The sequence below is a fragment of the Streptococcus sp. oral taxon 431 genome, from assembly GCF_023115445.1.
Classification (GTDB): Bacteria; Bacillota; Bacilli; order Lactobacillales; family Streptococcaceae; genus Streptococcus.
Map to the genome: position 1 here is coordinate 48,454 of NZ_JALDUI010000009.1, position 26,652 is coordinate 75,105.

Annotated in this window: 22 protein-coding genes and 3 tRNA genes; 18 read left to right on the plus strand and 7 right to left on the minus strand. The window is 34.1% G+C overall.

The genetic code is table 11. The features are described 5' to 3' along the window. The first annotated feature begins 10 nt into the window (after window positions 1–10). Window positions 11–2,560, plus strand: a complete 2,550-nt coding sequence (locus M1R56_RS06225) for a YfhO family protein (RefSeq protein ID WP_248035093.1) — start codon at window positions 11–13, stop codon at window positions 2,558–2,560. Window positions 2,561–2,591: 31 nt separating this feature from the next. Here M1R56_RS06225 and M1R56_RS06230 read toward each other — a convergent pair whose 3' ends face one another. Further along, window positions 2,592–5,252 carry a YhgE/Pip domain-containing protein gene (locus M1R56_RS06230; protein WP_248035095.1) on the minus strand — a complete coding sequence of 887 codons (2,661 nt, stop codon included), beginning with the start codon at window positions 5,250–5,252 and terminating at the stop codon, window positions 2,592–2,594. Between the two features lie 130 nt (window positions 5,253–5,382). Between M1R56_RS06230 and M1R56_RS06235 the strand changes: the two genes are divergently transcribed. Beyond that, window positions 5,383–5,925, plus strand: coding sequence for a TetR/AcrR family transcriptional regulator C-terminal domain-containing protein (locus M1R56_RS06235; protein WP_061863863.1), 543 nt, complete (start codon window positions 5,383–5,385; stop codon window positions 5,923–5,925). A 282-nt stretch (window positions 5,926–6,207) separates the two neighbouring features. Here the strand turns inward: M1R56_RS06235 and M1R56_RS06240 are convergent. From M1R56_RS06240 to rlmH, 6 genes are all read right to left on the minus strand, one after another. Further along, a tRNA-Asn gene (locus tag M1R56_RS06240) sits at window positions 6,208–6,281 on the minus strand. A gap of 120 nt (window positions 6,282–6,401) precedes the next feature. Further along, window positions 6,402–7,154, minus strand: a complete 753-nt coding sequence (gene comE / locus M1R56_RS06245) for a competence system response regulator transcription factor ComE (RefSeq protein WP_049530388.1) — start codon at window positions 7,152–7,154, stop codon at window positions 6,402–6,404. Next, window positions 7,151–8,470, minus strand: coding sequence for a GHKL domain-containing protein (gene comD / locus M1R56_RS06250; protein ID WP_248035097.1), 1,320 nt, complete (start codon window positions 8,468–8,470; stop codon window positions 7,151–7,153). The genes comE and comD overlap by 4 nt, the downstream gene beginning before the upstream one ends. A 22-nt stretch (window positions 8,471–8,492) precedes the next feature. Beyond that, window positions 8,493–8,627, minus strand: a complete 135-nt coding sequence (gene comC, locus M1R56_RS06255; RefSeq protein ID WP_080936286.1) for a competence-stimulating peptide ComC — start codon at window positions 8,625–8,627, stop codon at window positions 8,493–8,495. Window positions 8,628–8,790: 163 nt separating this feature from the next. Then, window positions 8,791–8,864 (minus strand) — tRNA-Arg (locus M1R56_RS06260). Window positions 8,865–8,907: 43 nt separating this feature from the next. Beyond that, the gene (rlmH, locus tag M1R56_RS06265) at window positions 8,908–9,387 is read right to left on the minus strand and encodes a 23S rRNA (pseudouridine(1915)-N(3))-methyltransferase RlmH (protein ID WP_248035099.1); all 480 of its coding nucleotides are present in this window, start codon (window positions 9,385–9,387) and stop codon (window positions 8,908–8,910) included. 183 nt (window positions 9,388–9,570) lie between these two features. On the opposite strand from rlmH, the gene M1R56_RS06270 reads away from it, so the two are divergent. From M1R56_RS06270 to M1R56_RS06340, 16 genes are all read left to right on the plus strand, one after another. Next, window positions 9,571–10,755: a trypsin-like peptidase domain-containing protein gene (locus M1R56_RS06270; protein WP_248035101.1), complete on the plus strand. Its 1,185-nt coding sequence runs from the start codon at window positions 9,571–9,573 to the stop codon at window positions 10,753–10,755. Between the two features lie 56 nt (window positions 10,756–10,811). Beyond that, window positions 10,812–11,570 carry a ParB/RepB/Spo0J family partition protein gene (locus M1R56_RS06275; protein WP_248035103.1) on the plus strand — a complete coding sequence of 253 codons (759 nt, stop codon included), beginning with the start codon at window positions 10,812–10,814 and terminating at the stop codon, window positions 11,568–11,570. A gap of 221 nt (window positions 11,571–11,791) precedes the next feature. Continuing rightward, window positions 11,792–13,147 (plus strand): chromosomal replication initiator protein DnaA, encoded by a 1,356-nt coding sequence (dnaA, locus tag M1R56_RS06280; protein ID WP_153224630.1) that lies wholly within the window; start codon window positions 11,792–11,794, stop codon window positions 13,145–13,147. A 157-nt stretch (window positions 13,148–13,304) separates the two neighbouring features. Further along, window positions 13,305–14,441, plus strand: a complete 1,137-nt coding sequence (gene dnaN / locus M1R56_RS06285) for a DNA polymerase III subunit beta (RefSeq protein ID WP_248035104.1) — start codon at window positions 13,305–13,307, stop codon at window positions 14,439–14,441. A 66-nt stretch (window positions 14,442–14,507) separates the two neighbouring features. Next, window positions 14,508–14,702 carry a DUF951 family protein gene (locus M1R56_RS06290; protein WP_000285188.1) on the plus strand — a complete coding sequence of 65 codons (195 nt, stop codon included), beginning with the start codon at window positions 14,508–14,510 and terminating at the stop codon, window positions 14,700–14,702. An 85-nt stretch (window positions 14,703–14,787) separates the two neighbouring features. Then, a complete protein-coding gene (gene ychF / locus M1R56_RS06295; protein ID WP_153224627.1) occupies window positions 14,788–15,903 on the plus strand; it encodes a redox-regulated ATPase YchF in 1,116 nt (371 codons plus the stop codon). A gap of 73 nt (window positions 15,904–15,976) precedes the next feature. Beyond that, entirely contained in the window at window positions 15,977–16,546 is a 570-nt protein-coding gene (gene pth, locus M1R56_RS06300) for an aminoacyl-tRNA hydrolase (RefSeq protein ID WP_045613244.1), read from the plus strand. After that, complete coding sequence (gene mfd, locus M1R56_RS06305; RefSeq protein WP_194251810.1) at window positions 16,539–20,042, plus strand: transcription-repair coupling factor; 3,504 nt, start codon at window positions 16,539–16,541, stop codon at window positions 20,040–20,042. The genes pth and mfd overlap by 8 nt, the downstream gene beginning before the upstream one ends. Before the next feature lie 63 nt (window positions 20,043–20,105). Further along, window positions 20,106–20,372: an RNA-binding S4 domain-containing protein gene (locus M1R56_RS06310; protein WP_001234970.1), complete on the plus strand. Its 267-nt coding sequence runs from the start codon at window positions 20,106–20,108 to the stop codon at window positions 20,370–20,372. Continuing rightward, a complete protein-coding gene (locus tag M1R56_RS06315; protein ID WP_000277028.1) occupies window positions 20,365–20,733 on the plus strand; it encodes a septum formation initiator family protein in 369 nt (122 codons plus the stop codon). Before M1R56_RS06310 ends, M1R56_RS06315 begins: the two co-directional genes overlap by 8 nt. Before the next feature lie 6 nt (window positions 20,734–20,739). Further along, on the plus strand, window positions 20,740–20,862 hold the full coding sequence (locus M1R56_RS10060; RefSeq protein WP_282434682.1) for an SP_0009 family protein: 123 nt from the start codon (window positions 20,740–20,742) through the stop codon (window positions 20,860–20,862). Beyond that, the gene (locus M1R56_RS06320; protein ID WP_248035106.1) at window positions 20,855–22,123 is read left to right on the plus strand and encodes a serine hydrolase; all 1,269 of its coding nucleotides are present in this window, start codon (window positions 20,855–20,857) and stop codon (window positions 22,121–22,123) included. The genes M1R56_RS10060 and M1R56_RS06320 overlap by 8 nt, the downstream gene beginning before the upstream one ends. After that, on the plus strand, window positions 22,120–23,397 hold the full coding sequence (gene tilS, locus M1R56_RS06325) for a tRNA lysidine(34) synthetase TilS (RefSeq protein ID WP_248035107.1): 1,278 nt from the start codon (window positions 22,120–22,122) through the stop codon (window positions 23,395–23,397). The genes M1R56_RS06320 and tilS overlap by 4 nt, the downstream gene beginning before the upstream one ends. 4 nt (window positions 23,398–23,401) lie before the next feature. Further along, window positions 23,402–23,944 carry a hypoxanthine phosphoribosyltransferase gene (gene hpt / locus M1R56_RS06330; protein ID WP_248035109.1) on the plus strand — a complete coding sequence of 181 codons (543 nt, stop codon included), beginning with the start codon at window positions 23,402–23,404 and terminating at the stop codon, window positions 23,942–23,944. A gap of 16 nt (window positions 23,945–23,960) precedes the next feature. Beyond that, a complete protein-coding gene (gene ftsH / locus M1R56_RS06335) occupies window positions 23,961–25,919 on the plus strand; it encodes an ATP-dependent zinc metalloprotease FtsH (protein ID WP_248035111.1) in 1,959 nt (652 codons plus the stop codon). Window positions 25,920–26,310: 391 nt separating this feature from the next. Further along, window positions 26,311–26,382, plus strand: a tRNA-Glu gene (locus M1R56_RS06340). Window positions 26,383–26,652: the final 270 nt, after the last annotated feature.

The window sequence follows — 26,652 nt, forward strand, 5'->3', positions numbered from 1 at the left end:
ATGAGGTAACATGAAAACATTTTTCAGAAACTATTGGACCTATCTTATTTCTTTCATCATTCCCCTAGTAATTATATTCGGAGTCTATCTTTCTCAAGGTATCTACTGGAATAGTGATACTTCACCTTTATTGGGGGATGGATTTCATCAATATGTTATTTTTGATCTAAATCTTCGTAATATTTTACATGGGAGTGATAGTCTATTTTATACTTTTACCAGTGGTCTAGGTCTCAATTTTTATGCCTTGTCCAGTTATTACCTTGGTAGTTTTCTATCTCCTCTTGTTTATTTTTTTGATGTATCAAGCATGCCAGATGCAGTTTATCTTTCAACCTTGTTGAAATTTGGCTTGATAGGTCTGTCAACCTTTTTTAGCTTGAGTATAATATTCAAAAATCTACCAGCCCCACTCAGATTATCTTTATCTACCTCATATGCATTAATGAGCTTTACAGTTAGTCAACTTGAGATTAAAACCTGGTTAGATGTTTTTATTTTAATCCCCTTAATTTTAACTGGTTTACATCTACTCATAACGGAAAAAAAACGTATTCTATACTTTACAAGTTTGTCAATATTATTTATCCAAGATTACTATTTTGGTTATATGACTGCCCTGTTTTTGGTAGTTTGGTATTTTTGCCAACTTTCCTGGGATTTTAAAAGTCGCAAGTATTCTTTCCTTGATTTTTTCCTAACATCCTTACTCGCTGGTTTAACAAGTTTCATCATGACACTCCCAACCTTGTTTGATTTAAGAACTCATGGTGAAAAACTAACCGCTATTACAAAAATAAAAACAGATGCCAGTTGGTATCTAGATCTGTTTGCTAAACAATTCATTGGTGCTTTCGATACAACTAAATATGGTTCCATCCCAATGATTTTTGTTGGCCTCCTTCCTTTTATATTAACAATTGTATTCTTTACATTAAAATCAATTAAGTTTCACGTGAAACTATGCTATGCAACTCTACTCATTATCATCATTGCTAGTTTTTATCTAGAAGCCTTAGATCTATTTTGGCAAGGAATGCACGCTCCAAATATGTTTCTTCATCGCTATGCGTGGATTTTCTCTACTCTCTTGATTTATATTTCAGCAGAAGTTTTAAATAGATTTAAGGATATTAAGTTATGGAATATTTTATTCTCAATGACCTTCCTTTTATTTGGCTATCTGGCAACCATTTATTTTAAAAATCATTATTCATTTCTAACTAAATTAAATATACTCTTAACGATTGAGTTCTTAGTGGTATACTTACTATTGTTATTAGCACTTATCCGAAAAATGATTTCTCTAAAAATCTTTTCAATTCTTATTTTGATCTTTACAATAAGTGAAATTAGTTTTAATGCTTCATCTCAACTAAATGGAATTACGAAAGAATGGGGATTTGCTTCTCGTAGTACCTATGATAAAGATATTCCAAGTATGGAAGCTATTTTGGAGTATATCAAACAGCAACCAGATACATTTACACGAACTGAAAAGTTACAAACTCAAACTGGAAACGATAGCATGAAATTTAACTACAATGGCATCTCACAATTTTCATCTGTTCGTAATCGTTCTGCAAGTACAACGTTAGATAAGTTGGGTTTTAAATCTTCAGGTACCAACCTTAATCTTCGTTATGCAAATAATACTATCATTGCAGATAGTTTATTTGGAATCAGCTACAATATTTCTGAAACCTATCCAGATAAATATGGTTTTTATCCAAGCTATCAAAAAGATAATCTAACCCTTTATAAAAATCAATTCGCTCTCCCAATTGCTTTTGCTACACAGTCTCTTTACAAAGATGTCACTTTTAATGACCATACTCTTGATAACCAAACTCAATTTTTAAATCAAATTGCTGGCTTAAATGAAGAGTACTTTTATCCGATAAATCATCATACAGACTCTGGTGACAAAGTGGTCAATCTAAACGGAACTGATACTGAAGATGCAACTATCAGCTACAGTATTGAAGTACCTGATAATAGTCAGGTTTACCTTTCCATGACCAAGCTAAATTTTTCAAATGATAAGAAAAAGCAAATTGACATCATTGTCAATGGTGAAAAAAAATCCTTTACCACAGATAATGTTTTTACATTTTTTAATCTTGGATATTCAGAACATAAACAAACTTTTGATATCCAGATTAAGTTCCCAGGAAATGCTCAAGTATCATTTGAATCTCCAACTTTCTATCGCTTAGATACTAAGAAATATACGGAGGCTATACGCAAAATAAAAGAAAATCCAGTAGAAGTGAGCTCTTATAAAAATAAGGTCACTGTAAATTATAAGGTAAAGAATGAGACATCGATCTTTTTCACAATTCCATACGATCAAGGATGGTCTGCTTATCAAAATGGTAAAAAATTACAAATTCAACAGGCACAAACTGGATTTATGAAAATTGATGTTCCTGAAGGTGAAGGAACTATTACCCTTTCCTTTATTCCAAAAGGATTTGTTGCTGGTGCAAGTTGTTCTCTTATAGCCATTATTGTCTTTATTTTTTATGATATTCAAAGAAAAAAATATTCTAGATAAAAAAACAATCGACCGAATTGGTCGATTGTTTTTAGTCTTCTTCAGCTTTTTTAGGTTGATAGGCTAGCATTCCTAAAGCAACAAAAATCATTATTGTAAAGATAAGAAAAATAATCTGACTATGAATATTACCTGTCATAGAAATGGTTTGTCGAAGACCTGAAACTGAATAACTCATAGGTAACCATGGATTAATAGTTTTAAAGAATTGATTCGTCAAAGCTAAAGGATAAGTTCCTGCACTTGATGCTAATTGAAGGAGTAATAAAATTAAGGAGAAGAAGGCGCCTAGGCGAGAATTCCAGGTTGTCAATGCTGTTACCATCGCCATGAAAGCAAGACTAGTTAAAATAATCAAAGCTAAGGTTTTGAATTCGTGAACTGCAGTCAGTCCGATTAAATGTACCCCACCATAAACTAATAGTCCTGCCAAACCAGCAATGATACCGTTAATTTCAAAGCGAGACTTAAACCAAGCCCAGCGACTCTCTGGGTGGCGTCCAGAAGGTAATTTAGCAAAAATCATATTAGTAGAAATAGCAGCAACAAAAAGAGCAACTGATATCATATACGGAGCCATGGCAATCCCATTAACAGCAACTTGATCCGTATCAGTTTTTGAAAGACTTAAAGGATCAGCCAGTAAGTCTGCATTTTTTGGTTCAGTTGAAGCCTTATTCAATTGTTTATCAGCATCTGTCAACCCTTGATTTAATTGACTTGAACCATCACTTAATTTTCCGAGTCCTGATTGTAAAATTTCAGATCCTTGAGCAAGTTTATCTGCTCCACTAGCTATTTTTTCAGAACCATTAGCTAGTTGATTTGCTCCTGAAACTAGCTGGTCTGATTTATCAGCTAATTGTTGAGAACCCACTTGTAATTGATTAAATCCAGCAGTTAAATCTGATGTTTTATTGTTTACTTGGTTGACACCTGATGCAAGTTTATCAATTCCTGTTGCTAATTCTGGCCCATTCGCTGCTAACTTAGCAGTAGCACCTGTCAATGTAGAAGATTTTTCTGTCAACTGACTAGAGCCTTGTAGCAACTTATTGAAACTTCCTGTCAAGTTCGAATTTTTCGAACTCAACTGACTTGCTCCTAAAGCTACTTGGTCTACAGATTTTGTATAGCTGGCAATACCAGATAGAGTTTGACTAGCTGGCAATAACTGACCATCAATTGCTGTTTGAATCTGTGTTAATCCACTTGACAAACTTGTCAATGTTGAAGAAGCAGTTGGTAATAATTTACTTGACTGATTCTTTAATTGAGTTAAACTATTTGTTTGAGTGGTTACATTTTCTAAAGAAGATTGTAACGTTTGAACTGTATTTAAAATTGTTCGTGCTGACTCACTAGCAGAAGATGATGGATTAGAAACCACAGAAGTTATCTCTGCCTGTTGTTCAGGAGTTAAGCTTTGATAAGCACTCGTAGATTGAATAGCTGATAAAGTAGTTTCTTTTTCAGATTGATTTGAAGTAACGATGCTTTGTGCTGAATTTGCAATCGTTGATAAACTACTAGAAAGCTGGTTTGTTACTTGTGTTATCTCTCCACTATCTGCTGTTTGAATATTTTGAATATCTTGATTAAATTGCTCTAAACTAGTTGCTAATTGTTTAATCTGATCTTTTTGTTGGGTTGTCCCATCTAATTGAGTAGAAAGTTTTTGAATACCTTGATTAAGTTGCGTTAGTCCTGTACGTAGAGTCTCTGATTTTGTAGAAATCTGATTTGTACCTGATGATAGACTTTGAACTCTATTTGTATAAGTATCAATACCAAGTGAAAATTGATTTAATCCTGAATTGAGTTGAGAAACACCACCTGTATAGGCTTGTGTGCCTGCATCAAGTTGATTCAATCCTGATACCAGTGCCGGTGTCTTTGAGTTCAGTTGGTTTAATCCATTATCAATTTGTGAAATAGCGCTGGTATATTGATTTAAACCAGTATTAAAATTACCAAGACCAAGATTTAACTGATTTACACCAGCTGTATAGGTTCCTAATCCTGTAGATAATTGATCAGCACCGTTAGAAAATGTGAGACTCGATTGAGCTAAGGTTTGAAGATTGGTTGATAAGGTTTGACTCCCATCAGAAAGCTTATTCGAACCATCAGCCAACTGTAAACTTGCATTTGCCGCTTGAGATAAACCAAGTTTTAAATCCCCCATCTTATCAAATAAAGCTTTGGTATAAGATTGAGTAACTTTAGTAGCCACAGTCTGTTTGATTTGTGTCATGGCAGAATCACTCATCTTGCTTGCAATAAAACTATGACCACTTGATGTCTGATAGTCAATCGTCATCTGTTCAGGATGATTTGTAAGGATAGAAGAAGCTTTCTCAGAAAGATTACTTGGCAATGTTACAACCATGTAATAATCCCCATCTCGTAGTCCTCTTTCTCCCTCACCTTCATCTACAAAATGAAAATCCAGACTATCACTATCTTTCAAATTAGACACCATGTCTTCACCAATAGTGAGTTTTTCATCATTATAAGTAGCAGCTTGGTCCTTATTAACAATTGCTACAGGTAACTCCGAAAGTTTACCGTATGGATCCCACATTGATGATAAGAAAATGATATTGTAAAGAGCTGGAATTAAGGAAATTCCTATCATGACAATAATAAATGTCGGTTTTTTAAAGATTGCTTTCCATTCTTTAAACATATTGTCTCCTTTTTTTAAACTACTTGTCTAAATTTCTGATATAATAGATTATACATAAAAAAATTAAAAAGACAAGATAAAAAAATCTATTTTTAAACACATTGTCTAAAATTGTTCATCTGGAGGGAACATGCAAGAAAGTAATAAACGATTAAAAACCAAGCGCATTATCGAAAATGCTATGGTAGAATTATTGATGGAACAACCATTCGATCAGATTACAACTGTTAAATTAGCGCAAAAAGCTGGAATTAGCCGCTCCAGTTTCTATACTCATTACAAAGATAAATACGACATGATTGAACATTACCAAAGTAAACTATTTCATACCTTCGAATATATCTTTCAAAAACATGCTAATCACAAACGAGATGCTATTCTAGAAGTATTTGAATACTTGGAATCAGAACCGCTTCTAGCAGCTCTTTTATCTGAAAATGGAACCAAGGAAATTCAAAATTTCCTGCGAAATAAGCTTCACATCCTACTGAGCACAGACCTTCAAAAACGTTTTATGCAACTCAAACTAAATGAAGTAGAATTAGAATACAGTAGCGTCTACCTAACAAATGCTCTCTTTGGAGTCTGTCAAACCTGGATTGCCCACGGAAAAAAAGAAAGTCCACAAGAAATCACGAACTTTTTAATGAAAATGTTAGGAGATACAAATTAACAAAAAAGATCTATAATATTTAGGCTCTATAATTTCTGTAGTGGGTAAAACCACCATAGGAATGATGGAGCCTATTTTGTTGTTCTTATTAAACTAAGGTAATATAATTTCCTTAGTTTTATTTTCGGACACAAATCATTATCTATCCGTATGTTAGGTATGCCTCCCCTCATTACATCGGACAAAGAATCATTATCTATCCGTATGTTAGGTATGCCTCCCCTCATTACATCGGACAAAGAATCAAAAAAAGGAACACCAAATAGTGTTCCTTTCGTCTGACTCCGCCAGTAGGACTCGAACCTACGACATCATGATTAACAGTCATGCGCTACTACCAACTGAGCTATGGCGGATTAAATAGTCCGTACGGAATTCAAACCCGTGTTACCGCTATGAAAAGACGATTTCTTAACCAACGGACCCTCTACCTGTAGCAGATATAACCATTATATCAATTTATCAAAAATTGTCAATTACTTTTTTTGGTTTTTAGCCATTAGTTCTCTCAATTTTTTAGTTTTTAGGCGAGAGATAGGACAACGATGATCTTCATAAAATACAACTTCCATTTTTTTACGATCAATTTCTCTCACATTACCGATATTGACTAAAAATGACTTGTGAGCTAGATAAAAACGTTGGGTTTCCTTATCCTTTTCTTGAATATCTGTCATTGTTCCATAGAATTCTTTTGCAAAATTCTTACCTACAATTCGTAATTTATGAGAAGTTCCCGTTGTTTCAATGTAGAGAATATCATGATAAGGAATACAAAGATCATTTCCTTTATAACTATAATCAAAATAATCAACGACTGATTGGTTTTCAAGTAAAGTAGTCTTAGTGTAAAGCACACAGTCGGCAACTCTATTTTTAAAAACTTGATCACTGGTTTCTTTATCAATGAAATCCAATGCTGAAACTTTGTATTTATAAGTCAAAGTAGCAAATTCAGATCGACTTGTAATAAAAACAATAATGGCATAAGGATTGCGATGACGAATAAATTGAGCAACCTCAAATCCTTTTCTCTCAATCCCATTGATATCAATATCTAGAAAATAAAGCTGATTAACTTCATCATGCTCTACATATTCCATAAACTCTCTCACTTTTCCTGTTGTTTTATAGGATATAGGAATATTTGTTTCCTTAGAAATTTTATTCAGAGTTGTTTCCAACCTTACTTGGTGTTCTATAATATCTTCTAAAATTAATACTTTCATATCAGTTCCCTCTTAAATCTAATCACTTGTTTAAATACATCATTATCAATTTCTGTTTCTAAAATAACATTGTCATATTTTCCTAAAATTTCTTTAACATTATTGAGCCCAAGTCCTCTATGTCTTCCTTTAGTTGAAAATCCTAACTCAAATAAATCTTCAGATTTTACCTTTCTTTTTTTACAAGAGTTTTGGATAACAACTAGAGTTTCAAGATCCAATTTGATGATAGCTACCTCTAGTTGTTTTTGATAGCTTTCAACTGCCCCTTCAACAGCATTATTGAGCAGAACGCTCATCACGCGCACCAAGTCTAATAATTCCATAGACAAAGGTGTGATAATATCTTTTACCTCTAATGTGTACTCTACATCATTCGTTTTCGCATTGACAATAGATTGAGCAATCAAACTACGAAGAGCTGAATCCTCAATATTGTTCAAATCGAAATAGGTATACTTATCTGAACGTAATTTTTGATTCGCCTTTACAAGAACTTCACTGTAAACTCTGTCAATTTCTTGTAAATCTTTACTTTCGATTGCCATTCTTAAGCTGATAAGCATGCCTGTATAATCATGACGAAAACCACGAATCTCATTATATAAGGAAACAATTTCATCCGTGTAAGTTTGTAAATGTTTTTGCTCAAACTTCTTTTGTTCCAATTCAATCTCTTTTTCTATCTGAACTTTATGAGAATTCATGGAGAAAAAAGTCAAAAGTAGGCCAACAAAAACAATGGATGATAAAATACTTCCAAAGCCATTTAAGTGACGAATCGTACTCACAATATCTGAAGTGAAAGAGACAACGTGTAGAAAAACAAATGCAAAGAGCACTTTCTTCAGAAAAGGATATAGATAGTCTTTATCAAAATATTTAAATTCGAGATGGAAATAAGACACAACAACTTTAATAACCAAATAAGTTAAGATCAGGATAAATAGAGAAAAATAATTGTTATACTTCAATGCAAACTCATCTCCTGTAATAGATGATAAGGTTACTGATAAAAAGTTATTAGTACTATTATATAAAAGAGAAAATAATAGACTGATAAAAATTCCCTTAGATTTCTCATACTTCTTAAATCCAACAAAGTAACCAAATAGGAGGAAAGGAAATAAAAATTTAGACAAACTAAAACTATCTAATTTCAAGAAATAGAGAATTACTTCCAATACTAATGGTATTAGAAAGATATAAAGACTAAAAAAATATTGGTCTTTTCTAGTTGCTTTACAAACCCATTCATGAATTTTACTAATAATAAAAACATAAACAATAGCAATTACTAATCCGAATAAATTCATTATTTCCCACCTTTATTTTTACTTACTTTCTTTTTGGAAAAAGAAAATTATTTATTGTATATGGAGGTCTCCATTCCCCACCTCTGATTTCCTGCAATTCTTTTTCATTCAATTCTTGGAAATCTTTCATTTGAGCAAAATCTGTATTCTTTTTCATAATATAAACTCCTATAATGTTTTTCTTGTAAATTAACTTACAAAAATATTATATAAAATCTACGATACCTATAGAGAATTATTTCTCAAATGCTCAAATTTTATTCTGAAATGTCAAATTTTTACAAAAAAAGCTGGGATTTTTTCCCAGCTTACGATTTAACTGATCCCAGCAGGATTCGAACCTGCGACCGTTCGCTTAGAAGGCGAATGCTCTATCCAGCTGAGCTATGAGACCTTACTAATCTATCTTATCAAAAAAAGCTAGCTTAGTCAATCATCTATTTGTGATAAGGTGAGCCTTGTTGAATCGAAAATGCTCTATAGATTTGTTCTACTAAGACTAATCTCATCAGTTGATGAGGAAGCGTCAATCTACCAAAACTAACAGAGAGATTGGCTCTCTTTTTCACCTCTGGAGATATTCCTAAACTCCCCCCAATGATAAAAGTGATTGTCGAAAATCCATTGATAGAAGCTCTTTCAAGCTGCTTACTGAACTCTTCAGAAGAAAAAGTTGTTCCTTCAATAGCTAAAACAACTACAAAATCACGTTCCCCTACTTTAGCAAGAATGCGGTTCCCTTCCAACTCCAAAATCTTTTGATTTTCAGATTCGCTGGCCCGATCTGGTGTTTTTTCATCAGCCAACTCAATCATTTCTAGATTAGCAAATCGTGAAATTCTCTTGGAGTATTCTGCTATGCCATCTTTGAGATATTTTTCTTTCAGTTTTCCAACTGTTACCACTTTAATTTTCATTCTTCTATTCTAACATATTCACACTCAATTTCACATCTTATTCACAGATAAGATTTTGAAAAACTTCAATAAATTCACAGGTTTTTGAAAGTTATCCACAAGTTGTGAAAAACTTTTTGTTTTTAAGCTTGAATTAAGCTAGATATTTTATACTTTCATTGATTAAAAAACATGGAGGCTTCTATGAAAAACTTAAAAACTAGTTCCAAAAAATGGGGACAACTTTTATTAATCATTCTCATTAGCTTTTTTAGTGGTGTTTTAGGTACTTTTACAACATTGCAGCTCAGTCAAAAACAAAATAGTGGTACGACAACTACAACGACTGTTAGCAAAACAGCTGTAAAAAATGAAAACTCAACTACACAGGCAGTCGATAAAGTTAAAGATGCTGTAGTATCTGTCATTACTTACTCCGCAAACTCCCAAAATAGTTTATTTGGATCTACAGATACTGATACAGATACAAATACTGAGCAAGTATCTAGTGAAGGTTCTGGAGTTATTTATAAAAAAGAAGGTAACTTTGCTTACCTCGTAACCAATACTCACGTTATTAATGGCGCTAAAAAAGTTGATATTCGTTTAGCAGATGGGACTAAAGTTCCAGGTGAAATTGTTGGTTCTGATACTTATTCTGACATTGCAGTTGTAAAAATTGCTGCAGATAAGGTGACTACCGTAGCTGAATTTGGAGATTCTGATCAACTAACAGTCGGAGAGACTGCCATTGCAATCGGAAGCCCTCTAGGTTCTGAGTACGCCAATACCGTTACACAGGGTATCGTGTCTAGTTTGAATAGAAATGTTTCTTTAAAATCTGAAGATGGACAAGCTATCTCTACAAAGGCTATCCAAACAGATACAGCTATCAACCCTGGAAATTCTGGCGGTCCCCTAATCAATATTCAGGGACAAGTAATCGGAATTACATCTAGTAAAATAGCCACAAACGGTGGAACTTCTGTGGAAGGACTTGGATTTGCGATTCCTTCAAACGATGCCATCAATATTATCAATCAATTAGAAAAGAATGGAAAAGTCACTCGACCAGCCTTGGGCATTCAAATGGTCAACCTTTCAAATCTTAGTAGCAGTGATTTACAAAGATTGAATATACCATCAAGTGTCACTGCAGGAGTAGTTGTTCGTTCTGTTATAACTAGTATGCCTGCCAATGGACATCTACAACAATATGACGTCATTACAAAAGTAGATGATAAAGCTATTTCTTCAACTACTGAATTACAAAGTGCTCTATATAGCCATTCTATCGGAGATAGCATGACCATTACATATTACCGTAATGGTAAAGAAGAAACAACTACCATTAAATTAGATAAGAGTACTAGTGATTTGGAACAATAGTTTACAGATATGTAAAGTTGCTTTACAGAATATCTAAGTTATGATAATGTAGAATTATGGAAGAATTTAAAATTGTTCAAATAAAGGATATTCAAAAAAATCCCTATCAACCTCGTAAGGAATTTTCAGAAGAAAAAATACAAGAGTTGGCACAATCCATTAAGGAAAACGGCTTGATTCAGCCAATTATCGTTAGAAAATCTCCAGTACTTGGATATGAAATTCTAGCTGGAGAAAGACGGTATCGCGCTTCAATAGCTGCTGGACTTTCAGAAATTCCAGTAATTATTAAGCAACTTTCTGATCAAGATATGATGCTTCATTCCATCATTGAAAATCTCCAACGCGAAAATTTAAATCCTATCGAAGAAGCTAAAGCATACCAGTCCTTAATCGATAAAGGTTTTACCCACACAGAAATTGCTGAAAAAATGGGGAAATCTCGACCTTATATTACAAACCTAGTTCGATTGTTAGGGCTACCTAAACACATCCTGACAGAAGTTGAAAGTGGGAAGCTTTCCCAGGCTCATGCTAGACTCCTCATTCAATTATCAAGCGACAGACAAGATACACTCTTACATCGTATTCAAACAGAAAATCTTTCAGTTAGACAAGTTGAACAAATACTACAAAAAAATAAGAAGAGTAGTAAAAAAGAAAAAGACCACTTTGTCAAAGAGGAAGAGCAAAAATTGAAAAAAATACTCGGATTAGATGTTCAGATTAGCCTTCAAAAAAAAGATAGCGGTAAAATCTCAATTTCCTTCCATAACCAAGAAGAATACCAACAATTTATTAACAGCCTGAAATAAGGCTGTTATTTTAGTATTCTTAACGAACATAGTTATCCACTGCATTTTAGTTTTTAAAAGCCCAGTATTTCAGAAATTTTCTTAGTTATCCACAAAATGTGGATAACAGTTAAAAACATTGTTAATTGTTTTCCACAACTTGTGGAAAAATAATCTTATCTATGGTAAAATGATTCTATCAATAAACCTTTTAAATTCTATAGTAAAGGAGGAGAAAATCATTGAAGGAAAAACAATTTTGGAATCGTCTTTTAGAACTTGCACATGATAAATTAACTCAGTCAGTTTATGATTTCTATATTTTAGACGCAAAACTGGTTAAAGTTGAAGAAAATACTGTAACGATTTTCTTACCCCGCGATGAAATGCAGATATTCTGGGAACGAAATATCAATGGGATGCTTTTAGCAGCAGGTTTTGAAATCTATGATACTGAAATAAAAGCTCATTATATCTTCACGAAAGTTGAAGAAGCGAGCTCACAAGTAGCTTTCGAGTCTGAACCTGGCAACGATTATCAACCAAGTCAATCCACTATTCCATATTCTGAAACTGGACTCAAGGAAAAGTATACTTTCGATAATTTTGTTCAAGGGGATGGTAATGTTTGGGCTAAGTCTGCTGCTTTGGCTGTTTCTGAAGATCCAGGATTAACTTACAATCCTCTATTTATCTACGGAGGGCCTGGACTTGGAAAAACTCACCTGTTAAATGCCCTTGGAAATGAAATTCTAAAAAAGAGCCCAAATGCGCGTGTAAAATACATACCTGCTGAAAGTTTTATTAATGAATTTCTAGAGCATTTGAGACTTAATGATATGGAAAAATTCAAGAAAACTTACCGTAGTTTAGACCTCCTACTCATTGATGATATTCAATCACTTAGTGGAAAGAAAGTACAAACTCAGGAAGAGTTTTTCAATACATTTAACGCCCTTCACAATAATAATAAACAGATTGTTTTAACGAGTGACCGTAGACCTGAACATTTAGAGAGTCTACCTGAACGTCTGGTCACGCGCTTCTCGTGGGGATTAACGACAGATATCACACCACCTGATTTTGAAACACGTATTGCGATTTTACAGAGTAAGACTGAACATCTCAACTATCATTTTCAGAATGATACACTCGAATATTTGGCTGGACAATTTGACTCTAACGTGCGAGAACTCGAAGGAGCACTCAACGATATCAGCCTAATGGCCAAAGTCAAAAAAATTAACGATATCACAGTTGACATTGCAGCTGAAGCTATTCGTGCTCGTAAACAAGACGTTAGCAAAATGATCGTGATTCCAATTGATAAAATCCAGACAGAAGTTGGAAACTTCTATGGTGTTAGTGTCAAGGAAATGAAAGGAACTAGACGTGTTCAAAATATCGTTTTAGCCCGTCAAGTTGCCATGTATCTAGCCAGAGAAATGACTGATAATAGCCTTCCTAAGATTGGAAAAGAGTTTGGTGGTAAAGACCACACAACGGTCATTCACGCTCATGGAAAAATCAAATCCATGCTTGAAACAGATGATAATTTACGTATAGAAATTGAAAACATCAAAAAGAAAATTAAATAACTTGTGGATAACTTTTTAAAAAATCTCTTATTTATCCACATCTTTTAAACAAGGCTCTGTCCTTGAGTTTTCTTGATTACAAGTGTTTTTCCACAGATTTCACACGCTCTATTATTACTATTATCCTTCTAATAATAAAAAGAATAAAGGAGAATCCATGATTCATTTTTCAATTAATAAAAACTTATTTTTACAAGCCTTAAATACAACAAAGAGAGCTATTAGCTCAAAGAATGCAATTCCTATTTTATCGACTGTAAAAATTGATGTTACCAATGAAGGAATTACCTTGATTGGATCAAATGGTCAAATCTCAATCGAAAATTTTATCTCGCAAAAAAATGAAAATGCAGGTCTCTTGATTAACTCTTTAGGTTCAGTTCTACTGGAAGCTTCTTTCTTTATCAATGTTGTTTCAAGCCTTCCAGATGTAACACTTGATTTTAAAGAGATTGAACAAAAGCAAATTGTCTTAACTAGTGGAAAATCAGAGATTACTCTTAAAGGAAAAGATAGTGAGCAATATCCACGTATTCAGGAAATTTCTGCAAGCAATCCTTTACTTCTTGAAACAAAACTTCTTAAAAAGATTATCAATGAAACAGCTTTTGCAGCTAGTACCCAAGAAAGCCGTCCTATTTTGACAGGTGTCCACTTTGTTTTAAGCAACCACAAAGAATTAAAAACAGTTGCGACAGACTCTCACCGTCTTAGTCAGAAAAAGTTGACTCTTGAAAAAAATAGCGATGATTTTGATGTTGTCATCCCAAGTCGTTCGCTACGCGAATTTTCAGCTGTTTTTACGGATGATATCGAAACAGTGGAGATTTTCTTCGCCAATAATCAAATTCTCTTTAGAAGTGAAAATATTAGCTTCTACACACGTCTCTTAGAAGGAAATTATCCAGATACCGATCGATTGATTCCAACAGATTTCAATACAACAGTGACTTTTGATGTTGCTAAACTACGCCAGTCTATGGAACGTGCTCGTCTCTTATCAAGTGCGACACAAAATGGTACTGTTAAATTAGAAATCAAAGAAGGAGTTGTAAGTGCCCATGTCCATTCTCCAGAAGTAGGGAAAGTAAACGAAGAAATTGATACTGAAAATGTAAGTGGTGCTGATTTGACGATTAGTTTCAACCCAACTTATTTGATTGAAGCACTAAAAGCTTTGAATAGCGAAAAAGTTACAATCAGCTTTATTTCAGCAGTTCGTCCATTTACTCTAGTTCCAGCTGATACAGATGAAGATTTCATGCAGCTCATCACACCAGTTCGTACAAATTAATGGAAAGAGGTTGAGCCTAGCTCGCCTCTTTTATGATATAATCGAAAAAGAAAAAGGAGACTAACTATGTATCAAGTTGGAAATTTTGTTGAAATGAAAAAACCTCATGCTTGTACGATTAAGTCAACAGGCAAAAAGGCAAATCGCTGGGAAATTACCCGTGTTGGTGCAGATATCAAAATAAAATGTAGCAATTGTGATCATGTGGTCATGATGAGTCGCTATGATTTTGAAAGAAAAATGAACAAAATCATCGACTAGGAACCCCATAGTAAGAGGGTTAGCAAGTTTTCCCTTTTTGTGTTATAATATTGAAGATTGAAATGTGAACGGAGAATGAGAAACTATGGCTTTAACAGCAGGTATTGTAGGTTTACCAAACGTTGGTAAATCAACCCTATTTAATGCAATTACAAAAGCAGGAGCAGAGGCTGCAAACTATCCTTTTGCGACCATTGATCCAAACGTTGGAATGGTAGAAGTTCCAGATGAACGCCTCCAAAAATTGACGGAAATGATTACTCCTAAAAAGACAGTTCCAACAACCTTTGAATTTACAGATATTGCAGGGATTGTAAAAGGAGCATCAAGAGGAGAAGGTCTTGGGAATAAATTCTTGGCCAACATCCGTGAAGTTGATGCGATTGTTCATGTGGTTCGTGCCTTTGATGATGAAAATGTCATGCGTGAGCAAGGTCGCGAAGATGCCTTTGTGGATCCGCTAGCAGATATTGATACCATTAACCTAGAGTTGATTCTTGCTGACTTAGAATCAGTCAATAAACGCTATGCGCGTGTAGAAAAAATGGCGCGTACGCAAAAAGATAAGGAATCAGTTGCAGAATTTAACGTTCTCCAAAAGATTAAACCTGTTCTTGAAGATGGAAAATCAGCTCGCACCATCGAATTTACAGATGAAGAACAAAAAGTTGTCAAAGGTCTCTTCCTTTTGACAACTAAACCAGTTCTTTATGTTGCCAATGTAGATGAGGATGTGGTTTCAGAACCTGACTCTATCGACTATGTCAAACAAATTCGCGAATTTGCAGCGACAGAAAATGCTGAAGTAGTAGTTATTTCTGCGCGTGCTGAGGAAGAAATTTCTGAGTTAGACGATGAAGACAAGCAAGAGTTTCTTGAAGCACTTGGGTTAACAGAATCAGGCGTTGACAAGTTGACTCGTGCAGCATATCACTTGCTTGGGCTTGGAACTTACTTCACAGCTGGTGAAAAAGAGGTTCGCGCTTGGACCTTTAAACGTGGTATGAAGGCTCCTCAAGCAGCTGGTATTATCCACTCAGACTTTGAAAAAGGCTTTATTCGTGCAGTTACCATGTCATATGAGGATCTAGTGAAATACGGTTCTGAAAAGGCTGTAAAAGAAGCTGGACGCTTGCGTGAAGAAGGAAAAGAATATGTCGTGCAAGATGGCGATATCATGGAATTCCGCTTTAACGTTTAATAACATTTAATAAATAGTGTCAATTAGGTTGGAAAAAAATTCCAACCCTTTTGGCTTTTGAAAGGAAAAATAAATGACCAAATTACTTGTAGGATTGGGAAATCCAGGGGATAAATATTTTGAAACCAAACACAATGTTGGATTTATGCTGATTGACCAACTAGCAAAAAAACAGAATGTTACCTTTACACACGATAAGATATTCCAAGCTGAACTAGCTTCATTTTTCCTTAATGGGGAAAAAATTTATCTGGTGAAACCGACGACTTTTATGAATGAAAGTGGAAAAGCTGTTCATGCATTGTTAACCTACTATGGTTTAGATATTGAAGATTTACTGATTATTTACGATGATCTTGACATGGAAGTCGGAAAAATTCGTCTTCGTGCTAAAGGATCAGCTGGTGGTCATAATGGAATTAAGTCGATTATTCAACATATTGGTACACAGGTTTTCAATCGTGTAAAGATTGGCATTGGAAGACCTAAAAAAGGAATGTCAGTAGTTCATCATGTTTTGAGTAAGTTTGATCAAGAAGATTATATTGGTATTTTACAGTCAATTGACAAGGTTGACGATGCTGTAAATTATTATTTACAAGAAAAAAACTTTGAAAAGACGATGCAGAAATATAATGGGTAAGGAAATGGCATTAATCGATTTCTTTTTAGAGAATAAACAAATTCTATCTTGGCATGAGAACTTACCACAGAAACAAAGACAATTATTGCTAGGTCTTTCTGGCTCAGCAAAATCTTTAGCGATTGCTAGTAGTCTGAAGAGTCAGGATAAGGTTTTAGTGATGACTTCCACATATGGAGAGGCTGAGCGTCTGATTAATGATTTAATCTCCATATTAGGTTCGGATCTAGTTTATCCATTTCTAGTAGATGATTCACCGATGGTCGAATTTTTGGTATCATCTCAGGAAAAGTTTTTTTCTCGGGTTGAAGCTTTGCGGTTTCTAAGAAATGAGTCTCAAAGAGGGATTTTAGTTTGTAACGTCGCAGCTAGTCGAGTATTCTTGCCGAATCCTCAAGTTTTTGATGATAGTATCTTAGAACTTCAAGTGGGGCAAGAATGCGAACAAAGAGAATTAAAGAATCACTTGATTTCTCTTGGTTATAAGAAAGTTACACAAGTTCAAAGTCAGGGAGAATTTAGCCTTCGTGGAGATATTCTAGATATATTTGAAACCTCTCAAATTTGTCCTTATCGGATTGAATTTTTCGGTGATGAGATTGATGGCATTAGAGAATTTGATACTGAAACTCAATTATCAAAAGATAGTAAAACTCAAGTACTAATCTATCCAGCTAGTGATATTTTGTTAACAAATGAAGATTATCATCGTGGTCAGAAATTTTTAGAACATGAGATTGATAAGGCACTATCTCCAACTTTAAAGTCTTACCTAGAAGAAGTTTTTAGTTGTACGAAAGAGCAAGTTCTTCATGCGGATATTCGCAAGTTTTTGTCTGTATTTTATAAAAAACAGTGGACCTTGATAGACTATTTGAATCAAGTTCCTGTTATATTTGATGATTTTCAAAAAATCATGAACCAGTACGATGCTTTTGATAAGGAAACAGCTAGCTACTTTACAGAAGATTTACATAATAGTAAAGCAGTATCAAGTTTACAATATTTTGCTGATGTAGAAAGTCAGTTTAAAAAATATGTACCAGCGAGTTTCTTTTCAAATTTTCAAAAAGGGCTTGGAAATTTGAAATTTAATAATCTCTACCAGTTCAATCAATATCCTATGCAAGAGTTCTTTAATCAGTTTTCTTTTCTGAAAGAAGAAATTGAACGTTACAAAAAATTAAAGTATACGATTGTTCTTCAATCAAGTAGCAAAACTGAACTAAAGAAACTGTCAACGATTCTTGATGAATACGATATTAAAGTTGATAATAGTAATGAAAGTGAAATCTGTAAAGGAACTGTCAATCTTGTAGAAGGAAATCTTCGTCATGGGTTTCATTTTGTAGATGAGAATCTTGTATTTATTACTGAATATGAAATTTTTAAAAAGAAGATTAAACGCAAGTATCGAAGACAAAATATCAGTAACGCTGAACGATTAAAGGATTATAATGAACTCCAAAAAGGAGACTATGTTGTTCATCAAATCCATGGTATTGGTCAATATTTAGGGATTGAAACGATTGAAATCAAAGGAATTCATCGAGACTACGTAAGTGTCCTATATCAAAATGGTGATCGTATTTCTATTCCTGTAGAACAAATTCAAACCTTATCTAAATATGTTTCAAGTGATGGAAAAGCTCCAAAGTTAAACAAATTAAACGATGGACGTTTTAAAAAAGCGAAGCAAAAAGTAAAGAGTCAAGTTGAAGATATTGCAGATGACTTAATTAAGTTATATGCAGAGAGAAGTCAACTTAAAGGTTTTGAATTTTCAAAAGATGATGAAGAACAAAACGCTTTTGACGAAGCATTCCCATATGTAGAGACTGAGGACCAACTTCGAAGTATCGAAGAGATTAAGAAAGATATGCAGGCTTCTCAACCGATGGACCGACTTTTAGTTGGAGATGTTGGTTTTGGTAAGACAGAAGTAGCTATGCGAGCTGCATTTAAGGCTGTCAATGATCATAAACAGGTTGTCGTTTTAGTGCCAACAACCGTTCTTGCTCAGCAACATTACAGTAATTTCAAGGAAAGATTTGAACAATTTGCTGTCAACGTAGATGTTTTGAGTCGCTTCAGAAGTAAAAAAGAACAGACTGAAACACTTGAGAAGTTAAAAAAAGGTCAAGTAGACATCTTGATAGGGACCCATCGAGTCTTGTCTAAAGATGTTGAGTTTGCTGATTTGGGGTTGATGATTATTGATGAAGAGCAACGTTTTGGTGTTAAGCATAAGGAAGCTTTGAAGGAATTAAAAAAGAAGGTTGATGTCTTAACCTTGACAGCGACACCAATTCCTCGAACTCTTCATATGTCTATGCTAGGTATCCGAGATTTATCAGTCATCGAAACTCCTCCAACCAATCGATATCCTGTACAAACCTATGTCCTTGAACAGAATGATCGTGTCATTCGTGATGCTGTATTGAGAGAAATGGATCGTGGTGGTCAAGTTTACTATCTTTACAACAAAGTTGACACGATTGAAAAGAAGGTTTCAGAGTTACAAGAACTGATTCCAGAAGCTTCTATTGGATTTGTCCATGGTCAAATGAGTGAAATTCGCTTAGAAAATACACTTCTTGATTTCATTGAAGGACAATATGATATTTTAGTAACTACAACAATCATCGAGACAGGAGTAGATATTCCAAATGCTAATACCTTGTTTATAGAAAATGCAGATCATATGGGATTGTCAACCTTGTATCAATTAAGAGGTCGTGTTGGTCGTAGTAATCGAATTGCTTATGCTTATCTCATGTATCGTCCAGATAAAACTTTGACAGAAGTTTCTGAGAAGAGATTAGAAGCTATCAAAGGTTTTACTGAACTGGGTTCTGGTTTCAAAATTGCTATGCGTGATTTATCCATTCGTGGAGCTGGAAATCTTTTAGGAAGCTCTCAGTCTGGATTTATCGATTCTGTTGGTTTTGAGTTGTATTCTCAGTTGTTAGAAGAAGCAATAGCTAAGAAAAATGGAACTGACAAAAAACGTGAAAAAGGAAATGCTGAGTTACTCCTACAAATCGATGCCTATCTCCCAGATGATTATATATCGGATGAAAGACATAAAATTGAGATTTACAAGAGAATTCGTCAGATTGACAATCGTGTCAACTATGAAGAATTACAAGATGAGTTGATCGATCGTTTTGGAGAATATCCAGATGTGGTTGCTTATCTTTTAGAAATTGGATTAGCCAAAGCATATCTTGACAAAGTATTTGTCAATCGTGTAGAAAGAAAGAATAATAAGCTTGTCATTCAGTTTGAAAAAATATCGCAACAACTATTTTTAACACAAGATTATTTCCAGGCTCTTTCTCAGACAAATTTGAAGGCCAATATTTCAGAAAATCAAGGTTTAATCGAAGTTGTTTTTGATATTCGTAATAAAAAGGATTATGAGATTTTAGAAGGTCTTTTAACTTTTGGAGAATCATTAGCAAACATAAAAGATTCAAAAGAGTCAAATTAGGTATGACATTTTTCTTCTATAAAATGGATAAAAATGGTACAATAATAATTTGAGGTAATAAAAATGAGATTAGATAAATATTTAAAAGTATCAAGAATTATTAAGCGTCGTACAGTGGCTAAAGAAGTTGCAGATAAGGGACGTATCAAGGTAAATGGTATTCTTGCAAAGAGCTCTACAGATTTAAAAATCAATGACCAAGTTGAAATTCGTTTTGGAAATAAATTGTTGCTCGTAAAAGTGTTAGAAATGAAAGATAGCACTAAAAAAGAAGATGCTGCAGGTATGTATGAAATTATCAGCGAAACAAGGGTAGAAAACGATGTATAAAAAAATTGTACAAATGAATAATTCTTTTATTCAAAATGAACACCAACGTCGTAAATACTTGATGGAAGAACGACAAAGACGAAATCGTTTTATGGGCTGGGTTTTGATTTTGATTATGTTGTTGTTCATCCTACCAACCTATAATTTGACTCAAAGTTATCAGCAACTACTCGAACGTCGCCAACAGTTAGCCGATCTGAAAAAACAGTATCAAGAATTGAGCGATGAAAAAGATAAAGAATCAAATCTTGCAACCAAATTAAAGGACGAAACATACGCAGCCAAGTATTTGCGTGCAAAATATTACTATTCAAAATCATGGGAGGAAGTTTATACTATTCCGGACTTACTTCCTAGGTAATGTAAAATGGAAAATTTATTAGATATTGTAGAAAAGTTTTTAAGTCAATCAGATGAAAAATTAGAAGAGTTAGCTCAAAAAAATCATCTGTTACGGCTACAAGAAAAAGAGGAAAAAAAGAATGCGTAAATTTTTAGTGATATTACTACTTCCTATTTTTTTTAAAAGTGTCCAAGTAGTAAGCACTGAGAATCCAGTTATCATTCCAAACCAAGAAGTTTATTCCTTAACCCACGCTTCGTATCATTTTTACTATCAAGATGTTATAGAATCTCCAAAATTTTATGGTGAAACGTCAGTTTATTCTACAGAAGATTTGATTAAAGAATCAGGAAAAGTCAATGCAGATACAAAATTATCTGTTTTAGAATGGAGATTAAATAAACAAGGACAGCCTGTGTTTAAATTGTCAAATAATCAATTTGTGATGGCTGATAAACGACTTTTATACGATAGTTCAATTGTCAACGATTTTTCTAAACGAGTATGGTTAGAACCAGGATTTGTCGTTTATAATAGTCCTTATGATCAACAAGAATTAAAGTCTACGTTAGCACCTTATCAAGAAGTTGAAGCAGATATGTCTGTTTTTGCTGAAGGTCGTGAATTCTTACATATCAAACAAATTGGTTGGGTTTCGACGGATTACATTTCCAACGATGACAATCGTATCCAGAAAGTACAAGAGTTGTTATCTGCGAATTATCAAAATGAACAGTTTTCCATTTATGTGAAACAATTGAGCACGGGTAAGGAAGCTGGGATTAACGAAGATCAAAAAATGTACGCTGCTAGTGTTATGAAATTGCCTTATCTTTATTATGTTCAAGAAAAAATCAATCAAGGTGATTACCAACTTGACACGAAATTGAAGTATGTTTCTGAAGTAAATGATTTCCCTGGTTCTTATAAACCCGAAGGAAGTGGAAGCCTCCCTAAAACAGTGGACGATAAAGACTACACTCTCAAAGATTTAATTACAAAGATAGCGAAAGAATCTGACAATGTAGCTCATAATATTCTTGCTTATTATATTACGAATAAATCAGATGAAGCCTTTAAAAAAGAGATGTCTACTATCGCAGGTGAAGAGTGGGATGTGACAGATAAGTTGGCTTCAGCTAAAATGGCTGGTCAAGTTATGGAATCTATTTATAATCAGAATGGTTTTGTTTTAGAATCCCTAACACAAACAGCTTTTGATAATCAGCGGATTGCTAAGAATATTTCTGCTAAGGTAGCCCATAAAATTGGGGATGCAGATGAATTTAAACACGATGTAGGAATAGTCTATACAGATTCTCCTTTCATTATTTCAATCTTTACCAAAAATTCTGATTATGATACCATTTCTAAAATTGCTAAGGATGTCTATGAGGTCCTAAAATGAGAGACCAAGATTTTTTAAATCATTTTCTAGAAAAAGGTTATTTTAAAGATCATTCACGAGTTGTACTAGCCTTGTCTGGTGGATTGGATTCAATGTTTCTCTTTCACCTCCTTTCAACTTACCAAGAAGAACTCGGGATTGATTTGTTTTTAGCTCATGTGAACCATAAACAACGATTAGAATCGGATAATGAGGAATATGAATTAATAAAACTAGCTGAACAAGTTGGAGTTCCAATTTACGTAGCTCATTTTACTGGAGATTTTTCAGAAGCAAATGCTCGTCAATTTCGCTATGATTTTTTTAGAGAAGTAATTGAGAAAACTTCTTCTACAGCCCTTGTAACAGCTCATCATGCAGATGATCAGGCTGAAACGATTTTCATGAGATTGATTAGAGGCACTAGGTTGCATCATCTATCGGCTATTAAAGAGAAGCAAAAATTTGATAAGGGAGAATTAATTCGTCCGTTGCTTTCTTTTTATAAGAAGGATTTTCCTGAAGTTGAGCATTTTGAAGATAGGACGAATAAAGAAAATCATTATTTTCGCAATCGAGTTCGTAATATTTACTTACCACAACTGGAAAAAGAAAATATTCAGCTAAAGAGAGCGTTTTTAGAGTTTGGAAAAGAAGTATCTGACTATCAAATTGCTCTGACTGAATTATCTCAAACAGTCAATGTGGAAGATTTAACTCAGTTTTTATCTTTTAGTGAAGCAACACAGCGAGTTTTACTACAACAATACCTTAGTTGTTTTGCTGATTTAAATGTAACAAGAGAACAATTTCAAGAAATTCATCATATTTTAAAAACTAAGAGTCAATATCGCCATTGTATAAAAAATGGTTATGAACTTGTAAAAGAATACAAGCACTTTCGAATTTGTAAAATCAGACCAAAGTCTGATGAAAAAAGTAGTGAGTGTGTGTTAAACTATCAAAATCAAGTTCATTATGAAGGTTATTTATTTTCATTTGGAATCCCTCTAAAAGGGGAAAATGTTCAAAAGATGAATGTTTCTCGTGAAACATCGTTGATTTTACGGCATCGACAGCCTGGTGATTATTTGATAAAAAATGGTCATCGTAAAAAACTAAGACGACTTTTTATTGATTTAAAAATTCCTAAAGAAAAACGAGAAAAAGCTATTATCATTGAGCAATTTGGAAAAATTTGTTCAGTTTTAGGAATTGAAATCAGTGATTTGAGTAAAAAAATGAAAAATGATATAATGAACACTGTACTTTATATAGAAAAAATAGATAGGTAAAATCATGTTAGAAAAAGATATCAAGAAAATTTTGATTTCACAAGATGAAATTACAGAAGCAGCTAAAAAATTGGGTGCTCAGTTGACAAAAGATTATGAGGGAAAAAATCCGATTTTAGTTGGAATTCTAAAAGGTTCTATTCCTTTTATGGCAGAATTGGTGAAATATATTGATACACATCTTGAAATGGACTTTATGATGGTCTCTAGCTATCATGGTGGGACTGTAAGTAGTGGTGTCATTAATATTAAACAAGATGTAACTCAAGATATTAAAGGTCGACATGTTATCTTTATAGAAGATATTATTGATACTGGTCAAACCTTGAAGAGTTTGAGAGATATGTTTACTGCAAGAGAAGCAGCTTCTGTTAAGATTGTCACAATGCTTGATAAACCAGAAGGTCGTACAGTAGAAATCGAAGCAGATTATACATGTTTTACAATTCCAAATGAATTTGTTGTAGGCTACGGTTTAGACTATAATGAAAACTATCGTAACCTTCCTTATGTAGGTGTATTGAAAGAGGAAGTTTACTCAAAATAGAAGGGTAAGTGTTTGAATGCAAAAACAAAATAATGGTTTCATAAAAAATCCATTTCTTTATTTGTTGATGATTTTCTTGCTAGTGACAGGATTCCAGTACTTTTTTGCTGGCAGATCTGCTGGTCATAGTCAACAAATTAAGTACTCAGAATTGGTTCAGGAAATCACTAACGACAATGTAAAAGAAATGACCTACCAACCAAGTGGTAGTGTTATTGAAGTGTATGGTGTCTACAAAACTGCTAAGACAGAGAAACAGGAAACGGGAATTCAATTTTTTACACCCTCTGCTACAAAAGTAGAGAAATTTACAAGTATTGTCCTCCCATCAGATACAACTGTAGCGGATTTGCAAAAGCTAGCAAGTGAACATCAAACACAAATTGAAGTGAAACACGAAAGCTCAAGTGGTATGTGGATTAACATCCTGGTTTCAGTAGTACCATTTGCTATCTTATTCTTCTTCCTCTTCTCTATGATGGGAAATATGGGCGGAAATAGCGGACGTAATCCAATGAGCTTTGGACGTAGTAAAGCTAAGGCTGCTAACAAAGAGGATATTAAAGTCCGCTTCTCAGATGTCGCAGGCGCAGAGGAAGAAAAACAAGAACTTGTTGAAGTTGTTGAATTCTTAAAAGATCCAAAACGATTTACAAAATTGGGTGCCCGGATTCCAGCTGGAGTTCTCTTAGAAGGACCTCCGGGAACTGGTAAAACATTACTTGCCAAAGCAGTCGCAGGAGAAGCTGGTGTACCATTCTTTAGTATTTCAGGTTCTGACTTTGTAGAAATGTTCGTCGGTGTCGGTGCGAGCCGTGTACGTTCTCTCTTTGAGGATGCAAAAAAAGCAGCACCAGCTATTATCTTCATTGATGAAATTGATGCCGTTGGTCGACAACGTGGTGTCGGTTTAGGTGGAGGTAATGATGAACGAGAACAAACCTTAAACCAACTCTTGATTGAAATGGATGGTTTTGAAGGAAATGAAGGAATTATTGTCATTGCGGCAACAAACCGTTCAGATGTTCTTGATCCGGCTCTACTTCGTCCAGGTCGTTTTGATAGAAAAGTATTAGTTGGTCGTCCAGATGTTAAGGGACGCGAAGCAATTTTGAAAGTCCATGCTAGAAATAAACCTTTAGCTGAAGATGTAGATTTGAAATTAGTAGCACAACAAACTCCAGGTTTTGTTGGTGCCGATTTGGAAAATGTATTGAACGAAGCAGCTTTGGTTGCAGCTCGTCGTAATAAATCAGCGATTGATGCTTCTGATATTGATGAAGCTGAAGATCGTGTTATCGCTGGACCATCTAAGAAAGATAAGACAGTTTCACAAAAAGAACGTGAATTGGTTGCCTACCATGAGGCAGGACACACCATTGTCGGTCTAGTATTGTCAAATGCCCGTGTTGTTCATAAAGTTACCATAGTACCACGTGGACGTGCAGGCGGATATATGATTGCACTTCCTAAGGAAGACCAAATGCTTTTATCTAAAGAAGATATGAAAGAACAATTAGCTGGCTTGATGGGTGGACGTGTTGCCGAAGAAATTATCTTTAACGTCCAAACAACTGGAGCATCTAATGACTTCGAACAAGCTACTCAGATGGCGCGTGCAATGGTTACAGAGTATGGTATGAGTGAAAAACTTGGTCCAGTACAATATGAAGGAAGTCATGCCATGTTTGGTGCACAAAGCCCTCAAAAATCAATTTCAGAACAAACAGCTTATGAAATTGATGAAGAAGTTCGTTCATTATTGAATGAAGCACGAAACAAAGCTGCTGAAATTATCCAGTCAAATCGTGAAACTCACAAGCTGATTGCAGAAGCATTATTGAAATACGAAACATTGGATAGTACACAAATTAAATCTCTATACGAAACAGGAAAGATGCCTGAAACAATAGAAGAGGAATCACATGCACTATCTTATGATGAAGTAAAATCAAAAATGAGTGAAGAAAATTAATTATCTTAAATACTATAAACAGAGGGGGCACAACTTTTCTCTGTTTTTTTTTTTAAAGTTGAGGGAACTCGAATTTAAATCAAATATTTCGATATATAGAAAACAAAATACAAGTTCACCTATGTCAATGCTCTCTTAGAGGAAATGATTCAAATTTTCTGAAAATAAGAATGCAACAGTTACTTGAGTAATATGAAGAAATGTTTCAAAAAATGATATGTGCTTCATAAAAAACAATTATTGTAAGAGAGCAGACGAACGATTTAAAGGTCGCAAAACCCTTCTAAGAGAACTGAAGGAAACATTACAAGACTTCTAAAAAAAATTTAAAAAAGGTGTTGACAAAGTAAGAAAAGTCGGTATAATAGTAAGAGTTGAAAATAACAACTCCGGTCCGTTGGTCAAGGGGTTAAGACACCGCCTTTTCACGGCGGTAACACGGGTTCGAATCCCGTACGGACTATAGTATGAAGCAGATGAAACACTAGATGAAAAAAATTAAAAAAAGTTTCAAAAAAGTGTTGACAAGCGAAAGCGACTGTGATATACTAATATAGTTGTCGCTTGAGAGAAGTGAGTGACAAAGACCTTTGAAAACTGAACAAGACGAACCAATGTGCAGGGCACTACAACTAAGGTTGTAGTACTGAACAATGAAAAAACAATAAATCTGTCAGTGACAGAAATGAGTGAGAACTCAAACTTTTAATGAGAGTTTGATCCTGGCTCAGGA

Coding starts and splice junctions, on each gene's coding strand:
- M1R56_RS06225 (WP_248035093.1), top strand. CDS start 11: ATGAAAACATTTTTCAGAAACTATTGGACCTATCTTATTTCTTTCATC.
- M1R56_RS06230 (WP_248035095.1), bottom strand. CDS start 5,252: ATGTTTAAAGAATGGAAAGCAATCTTTAAAAAACCGACATTTATTATT.
- M1R56_RS06235 (WP_061863863.1), top strand. CDS start 5,383: ATGCAAGAAAGTAATAAACGATTAAAAACCAAGCGCATTATCGAAAAT.
- comE (WP_049530388.1), bottom strand. CDS start 7,154: ATGAAAGTATTAATTTTAGAAGATATTATAGAACACCAAGTAAGGTTG.
- comD (WP_248035097.1), bottom strand. CDS start 8,470: ATGAATTTATTCGGATTAGTAATTGCTATTGTTTATGTTTTTATTATT.
- comC (WP_080936286.1), bottom strand. CDS start 8,627: ATGAAAAAGAATACAGATTTTGCTCAAATGAAAGATTTCCAAGAATTG.
- rlmH (WP_248035099.1), bottom strand. CDS start 9,387: ATGAAAATTAAAGTGGTAACAGTTGGAAAACTGAAAGAAAAATATCTC.
- M1R56_RS06270 (WP_248035101.1), top strand. CDS start 9,571: ATGAAAAACTTAAAAACTAGTTCCAAAAAATGGGGACAACTTTTATTA.
- M1R56_RS06275 (WP_248035103.1), top strand. CDS start 10,812: ATGGAAGAATTTAAAATTGTTCAAATAAAGGATATTCAAAAAAATCCC.
- dnaN (WP_248035104.1), top strand. CDS start 13,305: ATGATTCATTTTTCAATTAATAAAAACTTATTTTTACAAGCCTTAAAT.
- M1R56_RS06290 (WP_000285188.1), top strand. CDS start 14,508: ATGTATCAAGTTGGAAATTTTGTTGAAATGAAAAAACCTCATGCTTGT.
- ychF (WP_153224627.1), top strand. CDS start 14,788: ATGGCTTTAACAGCAGGTATTGTAGGTTTACCAAACGTTGGTAAATCA.
- pth (WP_045613244.1), top strand. CDS start 15,977: ATGACCAAATTACTTGTAGGATTGGGAAATCCAGGGGATAAATATTTT.
- mfd (WP_194251810.1), top strand. CDS start 16,539: ATGGGTAAGGAAATGGCATTAATCGATTTCTTTTTAGAGAATAAACAA.
- M1R56_RS06310 (WP_001234970.1), top strand. CDS start 20,106: ATGAGATTAGATAAATATTTAAAAGTATCAAGAATTATTAAGCGTCGT.
- M1R56_RS06315 (WP_000277028.1), top strand. CDS start 20,365: ATGTATAAAAAAATTGTACAAATGAATAATTCTTTTATTCAAAATGAA.
- M1R56_RS10060 (WP_282434682.1), top strand. CDS start 20,740: ATGGAAAATTTATTAGATATTGTAGAAAAGTTTTTAAGTCAATCAGAT.
- M1R56_RS06320 (WP_248035106.1), top strand. CDS start 20,855: ATGCGTAAATTTTTAGTGATATTACTACTTCCTATTTTTTTTAAAAGT.
- tilS (WP_248035107.1), top strand. CDS start 22,120: ATGAGAGACCAAGATTTTTTAAATCATTTTCTAGAAAAAGGTTATTTT.
- hpt (WP_248035109.1), top strand. CDS start 23,402: ATGTTAGAAAAAGATATCAAGAAAATTTTGATTTCACAAGATGAAATT.
- ftsH (WP_248035111.1), top strand. CDS start 23,961: ATGCAAAAACAAAATAATGGTTTCATAAAAAATCCATTTCTTTATTTG.